We start from the raw sequence: 16416 nt of genomic DNA, 5'->3' as shown, positions 1-16416 counted from the left end.
TGAGGTGCATCGGATTTCTCCTCTCTGTCATGGTTCTGTCGGGAAACAAAACCTTAACAAAGTTGGTTAAATCCGATGCTTTTTCTTTTTCATGCAATTACAGCCATTGATTGATTTTCAACTTTTTTACGAATGAACCTAAAATTTATGGCCTTAGCACCAATTCCCAATACTGGATGTACATCCCAGATAACTTCCTCGGCAAGAGCTTGAATTGGTGGCTGTATGGCAGAGTTAAAATCCTCAACAGCGTCAATCGTCTTTTGAAGATCACATGATTTTTTTCTAACCATGGCAAATCATCGGAGCCCCAATACTTTTTGTTATACGGGTAACTTGTATTAGGGTTGTTTGTAATTAATGCTGCACTAAACTCAGAAAGTTGAGGTTGGAAATACAGGTGGAGAATTGTTTTTAAATTCGAAGACGGCAATGCCTACTTCATCAACCACGATAATTACCACTGCTGATTTCAGCCACTTCCGATTTATCAACGTCCGGTCAGCTGATGGATTTTCAGGAGATTGGTCGTGCCGGGGGAGGAGAGGGGGCTGCCCATGGTGATGACGACCAGACTGCCTTCTTTGAGGACTCCGGAAGCGAGCACCGCCGACTCGACTTCGTCAATCTGCGCTTCGGTGCTGCCCTGGAAATCCACGACCAGGGCGCGGACCCCGCTGCTCAAACACATTCGCCGCTGCACTTTGAGGGAAGGAGTGACGGCATAGATCGGGACCGGTGGCCGGTATTTTGCCACCAGGGTTGCGGTGTTGCCGGTCTGGGTGAAGGCCAGGATCGCTTTGGCTTTGACTTCCAGAGCCACCCGGCAGGCCGCCTGGCCGATCGCCTCGGTGGCGCTGACCGTTCCGCTTGCCGCTACTTTACCATCAGGAAAGAGGAGAGTGGCGCCTCGTGGTGAATTTTTTTCAACATCCAGGGCCACCCGGTTGATCACCCGGATCGCCTTGTGCGGGTTGAGCCCGATCGCCGTTTCGCCCGACAGCATGACCGCATCGGTCCCGTCGAGAATGGCGTTTGCCACATCCGAGGTTTCGGCCCGGGTCGGCTGCTGGTTATGGATCATGCTCTCCAGCATCTGGGTTGCGGTGATGACCGGTTTCCCGGCCCGGTTGCATTTGGCGATGATATTTTTCTGCAGCAGCGGCACCTTCTCGGGATTGATTTCCACCCCCAGATCCCCCCGGGCCACCATGATCCCGTCAGCAGCCGCAAGGATCGCATCAAAATTTACAATCGCCTCCGGCTTCTCAATTTTCGCGACAATCTGGATTTCGCTCCGCAGGGACTGCAGATGTTTTCTGAGCTGCACGATATCATCAGCCCTGCGGACAAAAGAGAGGGCGATAAAGTCGATTTCTTCCGCGGCGCAGAACGCCACATCTGCCAGGTCCTTATCGGTGAGGGCAGGGGAGGAGACCTCCACCCCCGGCAGATTGATCCCCTTGTGATTTCTTACGGTGCCGCCGATCACCACCCGGCAGATCACCTCATCGCCGTCAACCTCTTTCACCTTCAGTTCGATGGCGCCGTCGTCAATCAAAATCCGGTCGCCATCCTGCACATCCTTCGGCAGATTGTGGTAACTGGTTGGAATAAAACCCTCCTTGCCGATCGCGGTATCGGTGGTGATCCTGACCTCGCTGCCCGAGAGAAGTTCCAGGGCGCCGTTTTTCATTTCCCCAGTCCTGATCTTCGGGCCCTGCAGATCGCCGAGAATAGCGACCACCCTCCGTTCTTTTTCGGCAATCCGCCGCACCAGTTTGATCACCGCTCTTTTCCCCTCGGTACTGCCGTGGGAAAAATTAAGCCGAAAGACATTCACATCAGCCCTCATCAGGGCCAGCAGATCCTTTTCACTTGCCGTGGAAGGTCCGATGGTGGCAATTATTTTCGTATGGCGGGTCATCAGTGTCCTCTTTTAAGATTTCCAATCTGTTACAGGGTAGCACAGGACAGAGCGGGAAAGTCAAATGATAACTTGCAGTTTGGCGCCGTCATCTCAATCACCATTCTTTTTTTATGCCGGGCAGGTTTGTGTTGTAAATGCCCGTCAATATAAGGTAAATTCAAGATCTATCTCTTCCTATGATCAATTTCTATTCGACTTTCAGGACAACACTATCATGGCCGAAAAAAAAGATCAGGCAAGCAAGTCGGAGAACAGCACCAAATCAAGCCTTAAAGCCTCTGTTAAAGATCAGTCCGGCGCCGGCAGGCTCAAAATCGGCGAACTCCTGAGAAAAGAAGGCCAGATCAATGGCCGCCAGCTTGAAGAGGCGCTTGCCCTGCAGGGCAAAACCAAACAGCGCTTAAGCTCGATCCTGCTGCAGCTCGGTTATGTGGAAGACGACACCATTCTCAATGTACTGAGCAGGACCCTTAATTTCCCCGCCATCTTCATCTCCAGAGAGACTCCGAAGGAAGAAGCAATCAAACTGATGCCCTTTGAGCTGGCGCGAAAATACATGGCGTTCCCGATGCGGTTGCTGGGCAAAACCCTGCAGATCACCATGGTCGAGCCGACCGACTCCGCCGCCGTCGACAGCCTCCAGAATGAATTGAGACGGCCACTTGCGGTCGGTGTTTCTTCGGAAAAGGAGATTCTGAATGCCTACCGGACCTATTACAGATTAAGCGATGAAGAGTACCAGCGCCATTTCGGTGAAAATGCCGGCATGGCGGCTACCGAAGATGACGAGGTCGTCGGAATCGACGATTTCGGCGCCCTGGCCTCCGAGGCGGCTGAAGGTTACGAGATCGAAGGCTTCGGCAGCGATGACGATGATGACAGTCAATTTTCCGCTTCCGACGCTCCGATCATCAAACTGGTCAACGGCATTCTGATCAAAGCGGTCAAGGACGGAGTGAGCGACATTCACATCGAGCCATACGAGAAATCATTACAGGTCAGGTATCGTCTGGACGGGGCCCTTTTCAAGTCGATGAATCTGCCCCTTTCCATCAAGAATGCCCTGAACTCCCGAATCAAGATCATGGCAAACCTTGATATTACGGAACGTCGGGTTCCCCAGGACGGCAGAATCAAGATTCGCCTGGGCAAGTCCAGGGCCGTTGATTTCCGGGTCTCCTCCCTGCCGACTCTTTTCGGGGAAAGCATTGTCCTGCGAATTCTCGACAAAGGTTCCCTGAATGTTGATCTCACCAAACTCGGGTTTGAGCATGAAACCTTTGAAATGCTGAAACGATGCCTGAACCGGCCCCAGGGACTGCTGCTGGTCACCGGTCCTACCGGCAGCGGCAAGACCGTGACCCTCTATTCCGCCCTGAATTCACTGAACAGTGAAGAGACAAAAATCCTGACTGCCGAAGACCCCGTGGAATTCAACTTCAAGGGGATCAACCAGGTAAACGTCATCAATGAAGTCGGGATGACTTTTGCGGCCGCCCTGAAAGCATTCCTGCGCCAGGACCCCGATATTATCATGGTCGGCGAGATCAGGGATATGGAAACTGCGGAAATCGCCATCAAAGCGGCCATGACCGGACATCTTGTCTTCAGCACCCTGCATACCAACGATTGCCCGGCCACCATCGGCAGGCTGATCGACATCGGCATTCCGCCGTATATGCTCGCCTCTTCGCTCACCATGGTCCTGTCCCAGAGACTGGCACGGAAGTTATGCCCGGCATGCAAGGAGGAGGTTACCCATAAGTACAGTGATCCAGAACTGATCGCCATGGGCTTTGACGAGAAAGATCTGGCCGGCCTCAAAATTTTTGGCCCGAGAGGGTGTCCGAAATGTAACGGCGGAGGGTACAAGGGCAGGGTGGGCCTTTTCGAGTTGATGGAAATCACTGACGAGGTTTCCAAGGCGATCAACGCCGAAGTCCCCGAGGACCAGTTGCGGAAAGTGGCCATTCACGAAGGGATGACCCCTCTGCGGCAGGCCGGAATCAAGAAAATCATCCAGGGGGTCACCAGTATCGAAGAGGTTTTGCGCAAAACCGTGGTGACCGAAGAGAGCCTGCCGGCCTACCTGGTGAACCCCGATGTCGAAAACTATGAAGACGGAGACTACATTATCCGCCAGGGCAACACCGACAAGGATTTTTTCAAACTCGTCACCGGGGCGGTGTCTGTTGTCAGTAACGGCAAGAAAATTGCCGTGATCATGGAGCCCGGAGAATATTTCGGTGAAATGTCGGCCCTTTCCGGAGAACCGAGATCTGCCAGCATCATCTCCAAGGGCCGTTCGGTGATTAAGAGGTTCCCCGGTGATAAGATTCTTGAACTCATCGAGAATTATCCGGAAGTGAGCAAACATCTGTTCAAGACTGTCGTCCAGAGACTGTCTCAGGCCAACAACATGATTGTCAAGCTCGCCCAGAACCGTAAAACAGACACCACCTCCTGATGCATTCAACAATTAATTTTTCAGCTTTTTGACTTCAAGCAGAAAAACCGATATTTTTTTGTTCCGGACTGCTGAAAATCATTCTCTCAAAAAACCCTTTTTTCTTAAAACTCGTCTTTAAAAATTCCGGCAAAACCCCTCCATTTGCTCAATATGTCAGGGAAAAGTTAATCTTCTTTATCTCTTGAAATTAATAAATTTATTAAGTATATTTGCCAGTTCTGACCAAGATATGAATGGCGATTCATTTTTTTTCAGCTGAATTACAAATTTCGTTTCCTTATATGGGCTCCAATTTCAGGGCGGCCACCTTCTGCCCGGCGCTCGTGCTATGCCTTCTGAGGCATCTCTGTAAGCAACCGATTTATTGTTCAAATCAGCATTTGGATCGGGAAACCCACAACCAGTGAAATGATACTTTTAAGGAGTAATTGAATGAGTGCTCAGATTATAAGCGGCGTAGAAATAGCCAAGGCCATCCGTGAAGAATTAACCGCCGAGGTCGCCGAACTGAAAGAAAAGCATAACATCACCCCCGGCCTTGTCACAATCCTTGTCGGGGAAGATCCTGCCTCGGTATCATACGTAACCGCCAAAGGCAAGACCGCCAAAGCGATCGGCATCTACTCCGAACAGGTCGATCTTGCGGCCGATACAAGCGAGGAAGAACTCCTGGCAACCATTGAAAAATACAATCATGACGACAAAATCCACGGCATCCTCGTCCAGCTGCCTCTTCCGAAGCATATCGACGAAGGGAAGGTTCTTTACGCCCTTGACCCCAACAAGGATGTCGATGGTTTCCATCCGGTCAATGTCGGGAAAATGGTTCTCGGCGAACAATGTTTTCTGCCCTGCACTCCCCACGGCATCCTTGAAATGCTTGAAAGAAGCGGGGTGAAAACAAGCGGGGCCGAAGTCGTCATCCTCGGCCGCAGCAACATCGTGGGCAAACCGATGGCCAATCTGATGCTGCAGAAAAGAGCCGCCGGCAATGCAACAGTCACCCTCTGCCACACCAGGACCAAAGACACCGATTTTCACACCAAACGGGCCGACATTCTGATCGCCGCCGTTGGAGTCCCGAATCTGGTCAAGGCCGATCAGGTGAAAGACGGGGTCGTCATTATTGACGTCGGCGTGAACCGGATCGGCATGAGTGAAAGCGGCAAAGCGATTCTGGCGGGTGATGTCGAGTTTGAGACGGTGAAGGAAAAAGCCTCCTTTATCACGCCGGTTCCGGGCGGGGTCGGCCCGATGACCATCACCATGCTGATGAAAAATACCGTCCAGTCCGCCAAACAGAAAGCAGGGCTCGTTTAAAAACTGCCGCGCCGTCTTCAGAGTTGTCTTGTCTGATTTTCGGCATTAGGTTATTAGTTTTGAATATTCATAAATACCGCTGCAAATCGGTTGCTGCTCAGAACGACGCAACCGACTCTGGGGTAAACGACAAAATTCATTAGAGGTACAAGATGGCTGTCAAAAGAAATGAATGCGAAGGATGCACGGACATCACCTGCCAGTCCACTCTGGATGTCCTCAAACAGGATATCGCCAAGAACGTAGTCACCGCCTACGACAGGATCAAAGCAAGAGGTGTCTCCGCCTGTCTGTTCGGTTCCAGCGGCACCTGTTGCCGCAACTGCAACATGGGTCCATGCCAGATCATCGACGGGGTCGAGGAGATGATCGGGATCTGCGGCGCCACAGCCGATACCGTCGCGGCCAGAAACCTGGCCAGAATCATTGCCGCCGGCTCCGCCTCCCATACCGACCATGCCCGGGAGATGGTGAAAGGATTTATCGCCACCGCCAAGGGCCAGACCGAACACCAGATCAAAGACGTCAACAAGCTTCATAAAATCGCGGCAATATTCGGCATTGAGACCGAAGGTCGTGACAAGAACGAAATCGCTCTGGAACTCGGTGAAAAGGCCCTTGCGGAGTTCGGCAGCCAGGATGACGAACCTCTCACCATGCTGAAACGGGCCCCGAAAAAAAGACAGGCTCTCTGGAAGAAACTCGGGGTCGAACCGCGCGGGATTGATCGTGAAGTGACCGAAATGATGCACCGGACCCATATGGGCGTCGACCAGGAATATCACAACTTGATGCTTCAGGGTTCCAGATGCGCCCTGTCGGACGGTTGGGGATCTTCCATGCTTTCCACCGAACTCACCGACATCATGTTCGGCACCCCGGTCCCGATGCGTGCCACCGTTGATCTTGGTGTCCTGCAGCCGGACCAGGTCAATGTGACGGTCCACGGCCACGAGCCTCTTCTCGCCGAGTCCCTCTGTATCGCAGCCCAGGAACCGGATATCCTGGAGCTGGCCCATAAAGCAGGCGCCAAGGGGATCAATCTTGCCGGGGTCTGCTGTACCGGCAACGAAATTCTGATGCGGCGCGGAATCCCTGTTGCCGCTGGTTTTGTCCAGCAGGAGATGGCATTAGCAACCGGCGCGATTGAGGCAATGGTCGTTGATGTACAGTGCATCATGCAGTCGGTAAGCCAGGTGGCCAAGAACTTCCATACCGATATCATCACCACCAACTATCGGGCGAAAATGCCTGATTCCGTCCACATCCAGTTCGAGGAGCACGACTCACTGAACAGTGCGAAAGCAATCCTTAAACATGCAATCGGCAACTACAAGAAACGGGACAAGAAATTCTTTATCCCCAAAGCAAGCAAACTCGATGTGATTGTCGGTTTCAGCCATGAGACCATCAACTATATGCTTGGCGGAAGTTTCCGTTCCAGCTATCGCCCGCTGAATGACAATATCATCAACGGCAGAATCCGCGGCGTGGCAGCCATCGTCGGCTGCGACAATTACAAATACACCGATGACGCCCACGAGATCATCGCCCGGGAATTGATCAAAAACAACGTTCTCGTCCTGGCAACCGGTTGCGCGGCAACCTCTCTCGGCAAGGCCGGTCTGTTAAGGCCTGAAGCAGCGGAATTCTGCGGCGAAAGCCTGGCTGAAGTCTGCTCGGCGGTGGGTATGCCCCCGGTTCTGCATATGGGTTCCTGTGTGGATAACAGCCGGATCCTGATTGCCGCAACCGAGATGGTCAGGGAAGGTGGTCTCGGTGACGATATTTCCGATCTGCCGGCCATCGGCACTGCACCATTGTATATGAGTGAAAAGGCGGTGGCGATCGGTCAATACTTTGTGGCCAGCGGCGCCCAGGTTGTATTCCAGAGTCTGCCCACCACCGGAGCCAAGGAATTCCACAAATACATGACCGAAGGAATGATGGGAACCTACGGCGCACACTGGAATGTCGAAGAGGATCCGATCAAGATCGCGAGACTCATGATCGACAAGATCGAGCAGAAAAGAAAGGCGCTCGGCATCAACAAGAAAGCGGAGCGTGTTCTCTTCGACATGGAGATGCGGCGGGATCTGTCCTCCGGCTCCGGGATCGGCGACGTTGGCTGTACCGGACCGCAGCGTCATGCGTAATGGATTATTCCAGTCGGAAGGCGGGAGAAGATTCGGCAGCAGCTCCTCCTGAAACTGACTGTGCGACAAATTTAATCATAAAATAAGGATAATTGAACCGATGAAATCGGGTAGCCGTCTAGAACGTATTCTTACCTCCGGCAAATTCGCAGTGACCGGCGAACTTGGTCCGCCCAAAAGTGGCAATGCGGAGGTGGTCCGCGAGAAAGCGCGAATTCTCAAAGGTCATGTTGATGCGGTAAACATTACGGATTGCCAGACCGCGATTGTCAGAATGTCAAGTATCAGTGCCGGGTTGATCACTCTGTCCGAAGGCGTTGAGCCGGTCATTCAGATGACCTGCAGGGATCGTAACCGGATCGGGATGCAGAGTGATATCCTGGGCGCCAGCGCTCTTGGCCTGAAAAACCTGCTCTGCCTGACCGGCGACCATCAGAAATTCGGCAACCACCCCGGATCCAAAGGTGTCTTCGACATGGATTCCATTCAGTTGCTGGGAATGGTGAAAGGAATGCGGGATGACCGCGTTTTCCAGTGTGGGGAAGAGATCAAAAACCATGAACCCAGACTTTTTCTCGGTGCTGCGGCAAACCCCTTTGCCGGACCGGGCAATTACCGGGCCTCGCGATTAGGGAAAAAAGTCGCCAACGGCGCAGACTTCATCCAGACCCAGATTGTCTATAATGTAGAGAAGTTCGCCAATTTTATGAAAATGGTCAGAGATCTCGGCCTCCATGAAAAGGTCTATATCCTGGCCGGAGTCACCCCTCCACGCTCCCTCGGGATGGCGAGATACATGAAGAATTTCGTCCCCGGCATGGATGTGACGGACGAGGTCATCAATCGTCTGAAAGGGGCTAAAGACAAGGAAGATGAAGGGATCAACATCTGTGTTGATATTATCAACCAGGTCCGGGAAATTGAAGGCGTCGCCGGTGCCCATATCATGGCTATTGAGTGGGAAAGTGCGGTTCCTGAAATCGTAAAGAGGGCAGGACTTGCCTCCAGACCGGTTTTTGATGATGATCAGGCAACAGTTATCGCAGAGAGCAAGATAGAGATACGGGATACGCAACCGGTACCGAAGGAAACCATCGCCACCGATGATGTCATGGCACACGCCAGAGCCGAGGCTGCAAAGATCATAGCCGAAGCAAAGGCCGAAGCTGCCAGACTTACATCCGGGGCCTTGAGCGGAACTTCAACTGTTGCGGCTCCCGTTCAGACAAGTATTGAATCAGAGGATGCAGGAGAACATGAAATGAATGAAAAAGAACGGTTGTTGGCCCTTGAGTCGGTCCGTACCGGCTTGAAGGCCCTCAAAAAATCATTGGGGCTCTCGGATGAACAATTTGAGGCCCTGACCAATTTCGCCGGTGCTGAAGCAGTATTGCTGAAAGAGCCCCCTGTCGGTGTCGCCGGAAAGATTTCTCCAGCGGCAACCCCGGCTCCGGCTGCCCCTGTAGCTCCGGCGGCTCCAGCAGCGGCTCCCGCACCTCAGGTTGAGTCTGCAAAAGCTCCTGCGGCAGCAAGCAAAGCCGACGATTCAGCGCAAAAGGAAAAAGAAGCGGCAGAGGCAAAAGCCAAAGCGGAAGCGGAGGCCAAGGCGAAGGCAGCTGCGGAGGCAAAAGCCAAAGCCGAGGCCGATGCGAAAGCGGCGGCCGAGAAGAAGGCCTCTGAAGAAACAAAGAAAACGGCTGCAGCTCCGGAAAAGAAACCGGCTCCGGTTGCCGCTGCCGGTGGTGGGCTGGTTACGGCAACCCAACTGGCGGTAGAGCAGACTCCACTTGCTTCCCGGGCCGGCAAAATTCCCGCAGATCACTATACTGCAAAATACAACGGCAAAATCAGAGAAATCTCGCTTGGCAATGACAGCGGAATTGTCAAAGTCGGAGGCAGCAACACCCTTCCTTATCAACTTTTTGAAGGCGCCATGCCGAACAAACCTCTGATCGCGATGGATATCCTCGATATTAAGCCCACCGAATGGCCGACTACCCTGACCCGCCATTTCGAGGGGGTGATGGACAACCCGGTTGACTGGGCAAAGAAATGCGTTGCCGACTATCATGCCGAAGCAATCTGCCTTTCCCTGGAAAGCACTGATCCCAATGGGATGAACCGCAGCTCTGCCGATGCCGCGAAAGACGCCGCCGCAGTCATCAGCGCCGTTGACGTCCCGATCATCCTCTGGGGCTGCAACAATGCCGAGAAAGACACGGAAACCCTTCGTGAGATTACCTCCAGAATCGGTGACAAAAAGGTCTGCCTGGCGCCTCTGTCGGACGCCAATTACCGTTCCATCGGCGCAACCGCCATGGCCTTCCAGCATCCGATGGTTGCCGCCTCACCGATTGATGTCAATCTTGCCAAGCAGCTGAATATCCTGCTTGAAAATCTTGGTGTTTCACTCAATTCCGTCCTCATTGATCCCTCCATCGGCGCGCTCGGCTACGGTATTGAGTACACCTACTCCGTTATGGAAAGAATCCGTCTGGCGGCGATGACCCAGCAGGATGAGAAGCTCCAGGTGCCGTTCATCTGCAACCTCGGTCGCGAAGTCTGGAAGACCAAGGAAACACGGTTGCCGAGCGACGAACTCATTGGCGATCAGGAAAGACGCGGGGTTCTGATGGAGGCGATGACCGCTTCCTGCATGATGATGGCCGGGGGAGAGGTTCTGATCATGAGACACCCGCAGTCCATTGCCCTGACCAGGTCGCTCATCGACGGTCTTATCAGTTAATAACAGGTTATTTGTTATTGTTGCCCCCGTTGGGGAAAATTAAAACATCAGGAGTTACAAATGTCCAAGATCATCTGTTCAGCTGCCATCAGAGGGGCTCACAAGATTATCGACATGGCCGAGGAGACTTTTGAAGAGGCCATTAAGAAATATGGTGAAAATCAGGAAGTAGGTTTCCCGAACACCGCATATTTTCTACCGACCATTTACTCAATGCTCGGCGCCAAGGTTGCCAATCTCGGCGACATGAGGGATATCTTCAAGGAATGCCGGAAATTGCTGCCGCCTGTTGTTTCCGACAATCTGTGGCTTCCTTACCTCGCCCAGGCTCTTGATGCCGGAATGGCCACCTTCTTCGCCGAAGAGATGTACGAGGCAATCCGTTATCTGAATGACAACAATTTCTATACCAAAACGGAAGATCCCACCGACAAAAATATCTGGCTGGGAGCCGCCGATGATGTCGTTTTCAGGAAAAGGGGCGTTGAATTCGTCGACGGCACCGCCCCCGGTTTCGCCGCGATCATGGGCGCTCCGCCGGACAAGGAAACGGCTAGCAAGATCGCCCTGGAACTCCAGGAAAAAAATCTTTACATCTTCATGCATGATGAGACCAACGGCGTCAAGATGGCCGACCAGCTGGTTGCCGATGGTGTTCAGGTCGGCTGGAACACAAGGCTCGTTCCCTTCGGCCCGACCTATACCTCCGCCGTGTTCTCCATCGGTTTTGCCTGCCGGGTCGCCATGGCCTTCGGCGGGATCAAGCCTGGCGACTACAGAGGAAACCTGTTGTACAACAAAGACCGGACCTTTGCCTTTGTCATGGCCTTCGGTGATGTTTCAGATGAATGGTATGCCAATGCCGCCGGTGCGATCAACTGGGGCTTCCCGACCATCTCCGACTACGACATTCCGGAGGTTCTTCCCACCGGGGTCTGCACCTACGAGCATGTGGTCAGCAATGTTCCTCACGATGAGATCGTCCAGAAGGCCATTGAGGTTCGCGGTCTGAAGGTCAATATTTCCAAAATCGACATCCCGATGTCTTTCGGTCCGGCCTTCGAAGGGGAACGGATCCGTAAAGATGATCTCTTCATGGAGTGCGGCGGTGGCCGGACCAGTGGGGTCGAAGTCCTGATCTCCAAAGACATGTCTGAAGTTGAAGATGGCCTGGTGACCGTCGAAGGCCCGGATATCAAAGACATTAAAGAAGGGCAGAATCTGCCGATTGCCATTCTGGTTGAAGTTGCCGGTCGGGAAATGCAGTCTGATTTCGAACCGATCCTTGAACGACAGTTCCATCACCTGATCAATTACATCCAGGGCATCATGCACATGGGACAGCGGAACATCATGTGGGTCAGGATCGGCAAGGCGGCAGTAGAAAAAGGCTTTTCTTTCGCCCACTTCGGCAAGGTTCTGCATGGAAAACTTCATCAGGAATTCGGGGCTATTATCGACAAGATCCAGGTGAAGATCTACACCGAGCAGGACAAGGTTGAAGAGGTTCAGGAGCTTGCCAAGAATGTGTATGCCGAGCGGGATAAGCGCCTCGGCAGCATGACCGATGAAACCGAAGAGGTCTTTTACAGCTGCACCCTGTGCCAGTCGTTTGCGCCAAGTCATGTCTGTATCATCACCCCGGAAAGGATCGGGATGTGCGGTGCCTACAACTGGCTTGACGGCAAGGCATCCTACCAGATCAACCCCACCGGACCGAACCAGCCCATCGACAAGGGCGAGTGTCTTGACGAAAAGCTTGGCGTTTTCAAGGGCATTAACGATTTCGTCAATCAGGCTTCCCGGGGCGCCGTCACCGACCTTTCCTGCTATTCGCTGATGACGGACCCGATGACCGCCTGCGGCTGCTTTGAGGCAATCGCCGCCATGCTTCCCCAGTGTAACGGGATCATGGTCGTCAACCGCGATTATATGGGCATGACCCCCAGCGGCATGAAGTTCACCACCCTGGCCGGGATGGCCGGCGGTGGTGCCCAGACCCCAGGATTTATGGGGGTCAGCAAACATTACATGACCAGCCCGAAACTGTTCATGGCCGAAGGAGGTCTTGAGAGGGTGGTATGGCTGCCCAAGGCGATGAAGGAAGAGATCGCCGACAAACTGAAAGAACGCTGCGAAGCAATTGGCAAACCTGAGCTTTTTGACATGATCGCAACGGAAGAGAACGGTACCACCGAAGAGGAGATCCTTGACTTCCTCAAGAAGAAGGGACATCCGGCTTTAGCCATGGAATCAGTTGTTTAACAGCAAACACGTTTATAAAAATTAAATTTACATATTTACTGGAGGAACAGAAAGATGGCTTTAACCGGAATACAGATCCTCAAAATGCTCCCCAAAAAGAATTGCGGGGAATGCGAGATTCCGACCTGCCTAGCTTTTGCCATGAAAGTTGCAGCCGGTCAGGTTGAGATCGGCGTTTGTCCTTACGTGAGCGATGCGGTCAAAGAGCAGATAGGAGAGGCGTCGGCGCCGCCCATCCGAACCATAAAATTCGGTGGTGCCAACACTTTTACCATGGGCGGTGAGACCTGCCTTTACCGTCATGAAAAACGTTTTGAGAATCCCACCGGCATTGGTGTTCTGGTTACCACCGAGATGGCGGATGCGGATGTTGACGGACGCATCGCCAGATTCAACTCCATTCGCCTCGAAAGAGTTGGGGTTGAGATGAAGGCAGATATCATCGCGGTAAAAGATGCCAAAAATGATGCCGGTTCTTTCACGGCCCTGATCAAGAAGGTTCTTGACGGTGCCGCAGATGCCAAGCTTGTCCTGATCAGTGACAGCGCCGCCAATCTGAAGGCCGGGGCGAACGCCTGTGGCGATCGCAAGCCACTTCTTTTTGGCGCGACCACGGATAACGCTGACGATATGGCTGCGGCAGCCAAGGAGTGCGGGTGCCCTCTCGGGATCAAGGGAAGCAATCTCGACAATACGGTTCAGATTGCCGAAAAACTGATCGCCGCAGGGTTGAAGGATCTGGTGATCGATACCGGAGCCAGAACCATGCGAGCCGCCCTGGAAGACAATATTGTCGCCAGAAAATCAGCGGTGACAAAAAAATTCAAACCACTCGGCTTTCCGACGATCACCTTCCCCTGTGAGATGTGTGATGATCCGCTGATGGAGGCAATGATCGCCTCGGTCCTCATCGCCAAATATGCCGGGATCGTTATTCTTTCAGACCTGCAGGGCGACATCCTCTTTCCGTTGTTCCTGGAGAGGCTCAATATTTTCACCGATCCGCAGCGGCCGATGGTTGTTGAGGAAAATGTCTACCCGCTGAACGGGCCTGGTGAAAACTCACCGGTGCTCATCACCTGTAATTTCTCTCTGACCTACTTCATCGTTTCAGGCGAGATTGAGGGGAGCAAAGTTCCTTCCTGGCTTCTGATCAAGGACACCGAGGGCCTCTCGGTTCTTACTGCCTGGGCCGCCGGCAAGTTCGGGTCTGATATGATCGCCCAGTTTATCAAGAAATCAGGGGTTGAAGACAAGGTGAAACACCGGGAGCTGATCATCCCTGGCTATCTCGCCTCCATGAAAGGTGAACTTGAGGAAGAACTGCCCGGCTGGACCATCACCATTGGTCCACGTGAAGCGGGTCATCTGCCCTCCTTCCTGAAAGAGTGGAAGCCGGCAGCCTGATCCAAAGCGACAGACTCTCAGCGGTTCCAATTATTAAATTCATTTCAGGGGCAAGGCTCAAGTCTCCCCTGATCCAGATTGTCCGGGCCTGATTGGAGGAGCCGGATTCGACTGATAAAGTTTCAAAACATGAACATTACAATAAACGGAAACAAGGTCACTGCGGAGGAGGGGATAACCATCCTTGAAGCCGCACGCCGCGCGGATATTCATATTCCGACATTCTGCAGTGTCGACGGCAAAAAGAGCGCTTCCCCTTGCGGACTCTGCTCTGTTGAAATAGCCGGCCGGGAAGAGCTTGTCTGTTCCTGTGACACGGTTATCATTGAAGGGATGGAGATTGTCACCGATTCCGAGCAGCTCAAGGAATATCGGAAGCAAAGACTGGCAATCCTTACCCCGAATCATTTCGGCGACTGCAAGGCGCCCTGCAATCTGACCTGCCCCGGTCAAATCAATGTTCAGGGATATATCGCCCATGTTGCCAAGGGCCAGTATGAAGAATCCGTCCGTCTGGTCATGGAAAGAAACCCTTTTCCGTTTTCCGTGGGCAGGGTCTGTCCACGTTTCTGCGAGACCCGGTGCCGCCGTATTCTGGTTGACGAACCTGTTTCAATCAATCATTTGAAACGATTTGTCGCCGACTGGTGCATGAATCATAAAATCGATCTCAAGATCCCGAAAGAAGGCCCCACCGGCAAGAAGGTGGCGGTTATCGGGGGAGGGCCTTCCGGCCTCACCGGTGCATTTTACCTGGCGAAAAAAGGACATGAGGTCACGGTTTTTGAAGCAGAAAAAAAACTGGGCGGGATGCTCAGATATGGATTCCCCGATTACAAAATCCCGAAAAATGTCCTTGATTATGAAATAGCCTCCATCCTGCGTCTTGGCATCAAGGTTGAAGCAGGAAAAAGGTGGGGAAAGGATTTCACCCTTCATGAACTGAAAGACCGGGGTTTTGACGCCACCCTGATTACCATTGGTGCTCCCGTTGACCAGCCTTTTGAAATTCCGGGATCAGATCTCCCGAATGTGATCCCCGCGCTCCGTTTCCTGCGGGATGTGAATGCCGGAGTCAAAGGTAACTATGGACGCAGGGCTGCGGTAGTCGGCGGGAACAACGGCGCCATGGAGGTCGCCAGATCGCTGATCCGTAAAGGAGTGAATGAGGTTACCGTCATTTACCCCCGGGCCAAGACCGAAATGACGGCCAACCAGAGAAATATCCGGGAAGCGGAAAAGGAAGGCGTCCAGTTTCTGTTGATGGCTTCGCCGGTCAAGATCACCGGTACCGAAAAGGGGCTTGATATCGATCTGATCCGCATGAAACTCGGAGAACCGGACAGCAAGGGCATCAGAAACCCTGAACCGATCCCCGGCTCATCAAATGTCCTGCAGGTTGACACGATTATCTCCTCACTCGGGCAGATGGCCTGCGAAAAATCTTTGCCGGGCGGAACCCTTGAAGAATCTCTGGAGCTGACTGAGAAAAACAATATCAAGGCCAATCCGAGAACCTCTCTGACCAACCATCCGGGGATTTATGCCGCAGGGGATGTGACCAGCGGTCCGCGGTCTGTTATTCAATCCGTGGTGGCCGCGCGCAGATCGGTTGAAAACATCCATGCCCAGATCATGGGGGTTGACAAGGAACCGGCGGAAAGCCGCTTCAACTTCACCCGCGGTCGCTCCTTCGATGACGTTGATCTGCGCTGTTTTGAAGGAGTCAATGTCAAACTCCGAGAAAAGATGCCGACCAGACCCCCTGAAATCAGCGTTCAGGACTTCGATGAGGTTAAACTCGGATTCAATGAAAAGATGGCCGTCAGTGAGGCGAAGCGCTGCCTTTCCTGCGGCTGCACAGCGTTTGAACGCTGTGATCTGAAGGAACAATGTATAGATCTCGGAGTTGATCCGACCAAGACCGGGATGGCAACAACCCCCCTGTACAGCAAAGACAACAGTCATCCGACCATCATTGTTGATCTGAACAAATGTGTCTACTGCCAGAAATGCTTCAACAGCTGCGAATACGGAGCAATCGAACTTTCTGCCGGTTCCTTTGATGAACAGGGAGGAGCCAGGGAAATCAGTTTCAGATTCAATGAAAAATGTGTTCATT

General features: G+C 52.9%; 9 protein-coding genes. 7 read left to right on the top strand and 2 right to left on the bottom strand.

Annotation, left to right across the window (positions count from 1 at the left end; genetic code table 11):
- Positions 1 to 89 precede the first annotated feature (89 nt).
- Entirely contained in the window at positions 90 to 293 is a 204-nt protein-coding gene (locus tag KKG35_09570; GenBank protein MBU1738375.1) for a hypothetical protein, read from the bottom strand.
- A gap of 197 nt (positions 294 to 490) precedes the next feature.
- Complete coding sequence (gene pyk, locus KKG35_09565; GenBank protein MBU1738374.1) at positions 491 to 1927, bottom strand: pyruvate kinase; 1437 nt, start codon at positions 1925 to 1927, stop codon at positions 491 to 493.
- Positions 1928 to 2144: 217 nt separating this feature from the next.
- Between pyk and pilB the strand changes: the two genes are divergently transcribed.
- The 7 genes from pilB to KKG35_09530 form a co-directional block, all read left to right on the top strand.
- Positions 2145 to 4397, top strand: a complete 2253-nt coding sequence (pilB, locus tag KKG35_09560; protein MBU1738373.1) for a type IV-A pilus assembly ATPase PilB — start codon at positions 2145 to 2147, stop codon at positions 4395 to 4397.
- A 435-nt stretch (positions 4398 to 4832) separates the two neighbouring features.
- A complete protein-coding gene (gene folD / locus KKG35_09555; protein MBU1738372.1) occupies positions 4833 to 5720 on the top strand; it encodes a bifunctional methylenetetrahydrofolate dehydrogenase/methenyltetrahydrofolate cyclohydrolase FolD in 888 nt (295 codons plus the stop codon).
- Positions 5721 to 5872: 152 nt separating this feature from the next.
- A complete protein-coding gene (gene cooS, locus KKG35_09550) occupies positions 5873 to 7876 on the top strand; it encodes an anaerobic carbon-monoxide dehydrogenase catalytic subunit (protein ID MBU1738371.1) in 2004 nt (667 codons plus the stop codon).
- A 100-nt stretch (positions 7877 to 7976) separates the two neighbouring features.
- Complete coding sequence (locus KKG35_09545; protein ID MBU1738370.1) at positions 7977 to 10622, top strand: acetyl-CoA decarbonylase/synthase complex subunit delta; 2646 nt, start codon at positions 7977 to 7979, stop codon at positions 10620 to 10622.
- A gap of 60 nt (positions 10623 to 10682) precedes the next feature.
- Entirely contained in the window at positions 10683 to 12887 is a 2205-nt protein-coding gene (gene cdhC / locus KKG35_09540) for a CO dehydrogenase/CO-methylating acetyl-CoA synthase complex subunit beta (protein ID MBU1738369.1), read from the top strand.
- A gap of 54 nt (positions 12888 to 12941) precedes the next feature.
- Complete coding sequence (locus KKG35_09535; GenBank protein ID MBU1738368.1) at positions 12942 to 14294, top strand: acetyl-CoA decarbonylase/synthase complex subunit gamma; 1353 nt, start codon at positions 12942 to 12944, stop codon at positions 14292 to 14294.
- Between the two features lie 129 nt (positions 14295 to 14423).
- On the top strand, positions 14424 to 16416 hold a 1993-nt coding region (locus tag KKG35_09530; GenBank protein MBU1738367.1), incomplete at its 3' end, for an FAD-dependent oxidoreductase.

This window comes from Pseudomonadota bacterium (assembly GCA_018823285.1).
GTDB lineage: Bacteria > Desulfobacterota > Desulfobulbia > Desulfobulbales > JAGXFP01 > JAHJIQ01.
This window is presented reverse-complemented; position numbering and strand designations above follow the sequence as displayed.

Coding starts and splice junctions, on each gene's coding strand:
- KKG35_09570 (MBU1738375.1), bottom strand. CDS start 293: ATGGTTAGAAAAAAATCATGTGATCTTCAAAAGACGATTGACGCTGTT.
- pyk (MBU1738374.1), bottom strand. CDS start 1,927: ATGACCCGCCATACGAAAATAATTGCCACCATCGGACCTTCCACGGCA.
- pilB (MBU1738373.1), top strand. CDS start 2,145: ATGGCCGAAAAAAAAGATCAGGCAAGCAAGTCGGAGAACAGCACCAAA.
- folD (MBU1738372.1), top strand. CDS start 4,833: ATGAGTGCTCAGATTATAAGCGGCGTAGAAATAGCCAAGGCCATCCGT.
- cooS (MBU1738371.1), top strand. CDS start 5,873: ATGGCTGTCAAAAGAAATGAATGCGAAGGATGCACGGACATCACCTGC.
- KKG35_09545 (MBU1738370.1), top strand. CDS start 7,977: ATGAAATCGGGTAGCCGTCTAGAACGTATTCTTACCTCCGGCAAATTC.
- cdhC (MBU1738369.1), top strand. CDS start 10,683: ATGTCCAAGATCATCTGTTCAGCTGCCATCAGAGGGGCTCACAAGATT.
- KKG35_09535 (MBU1738368.1), top strand. CDS start 12,942: ATGGCTTTAACCGGAATACAGATCCTCAAAATGCTCCCCAAAAAGAAT.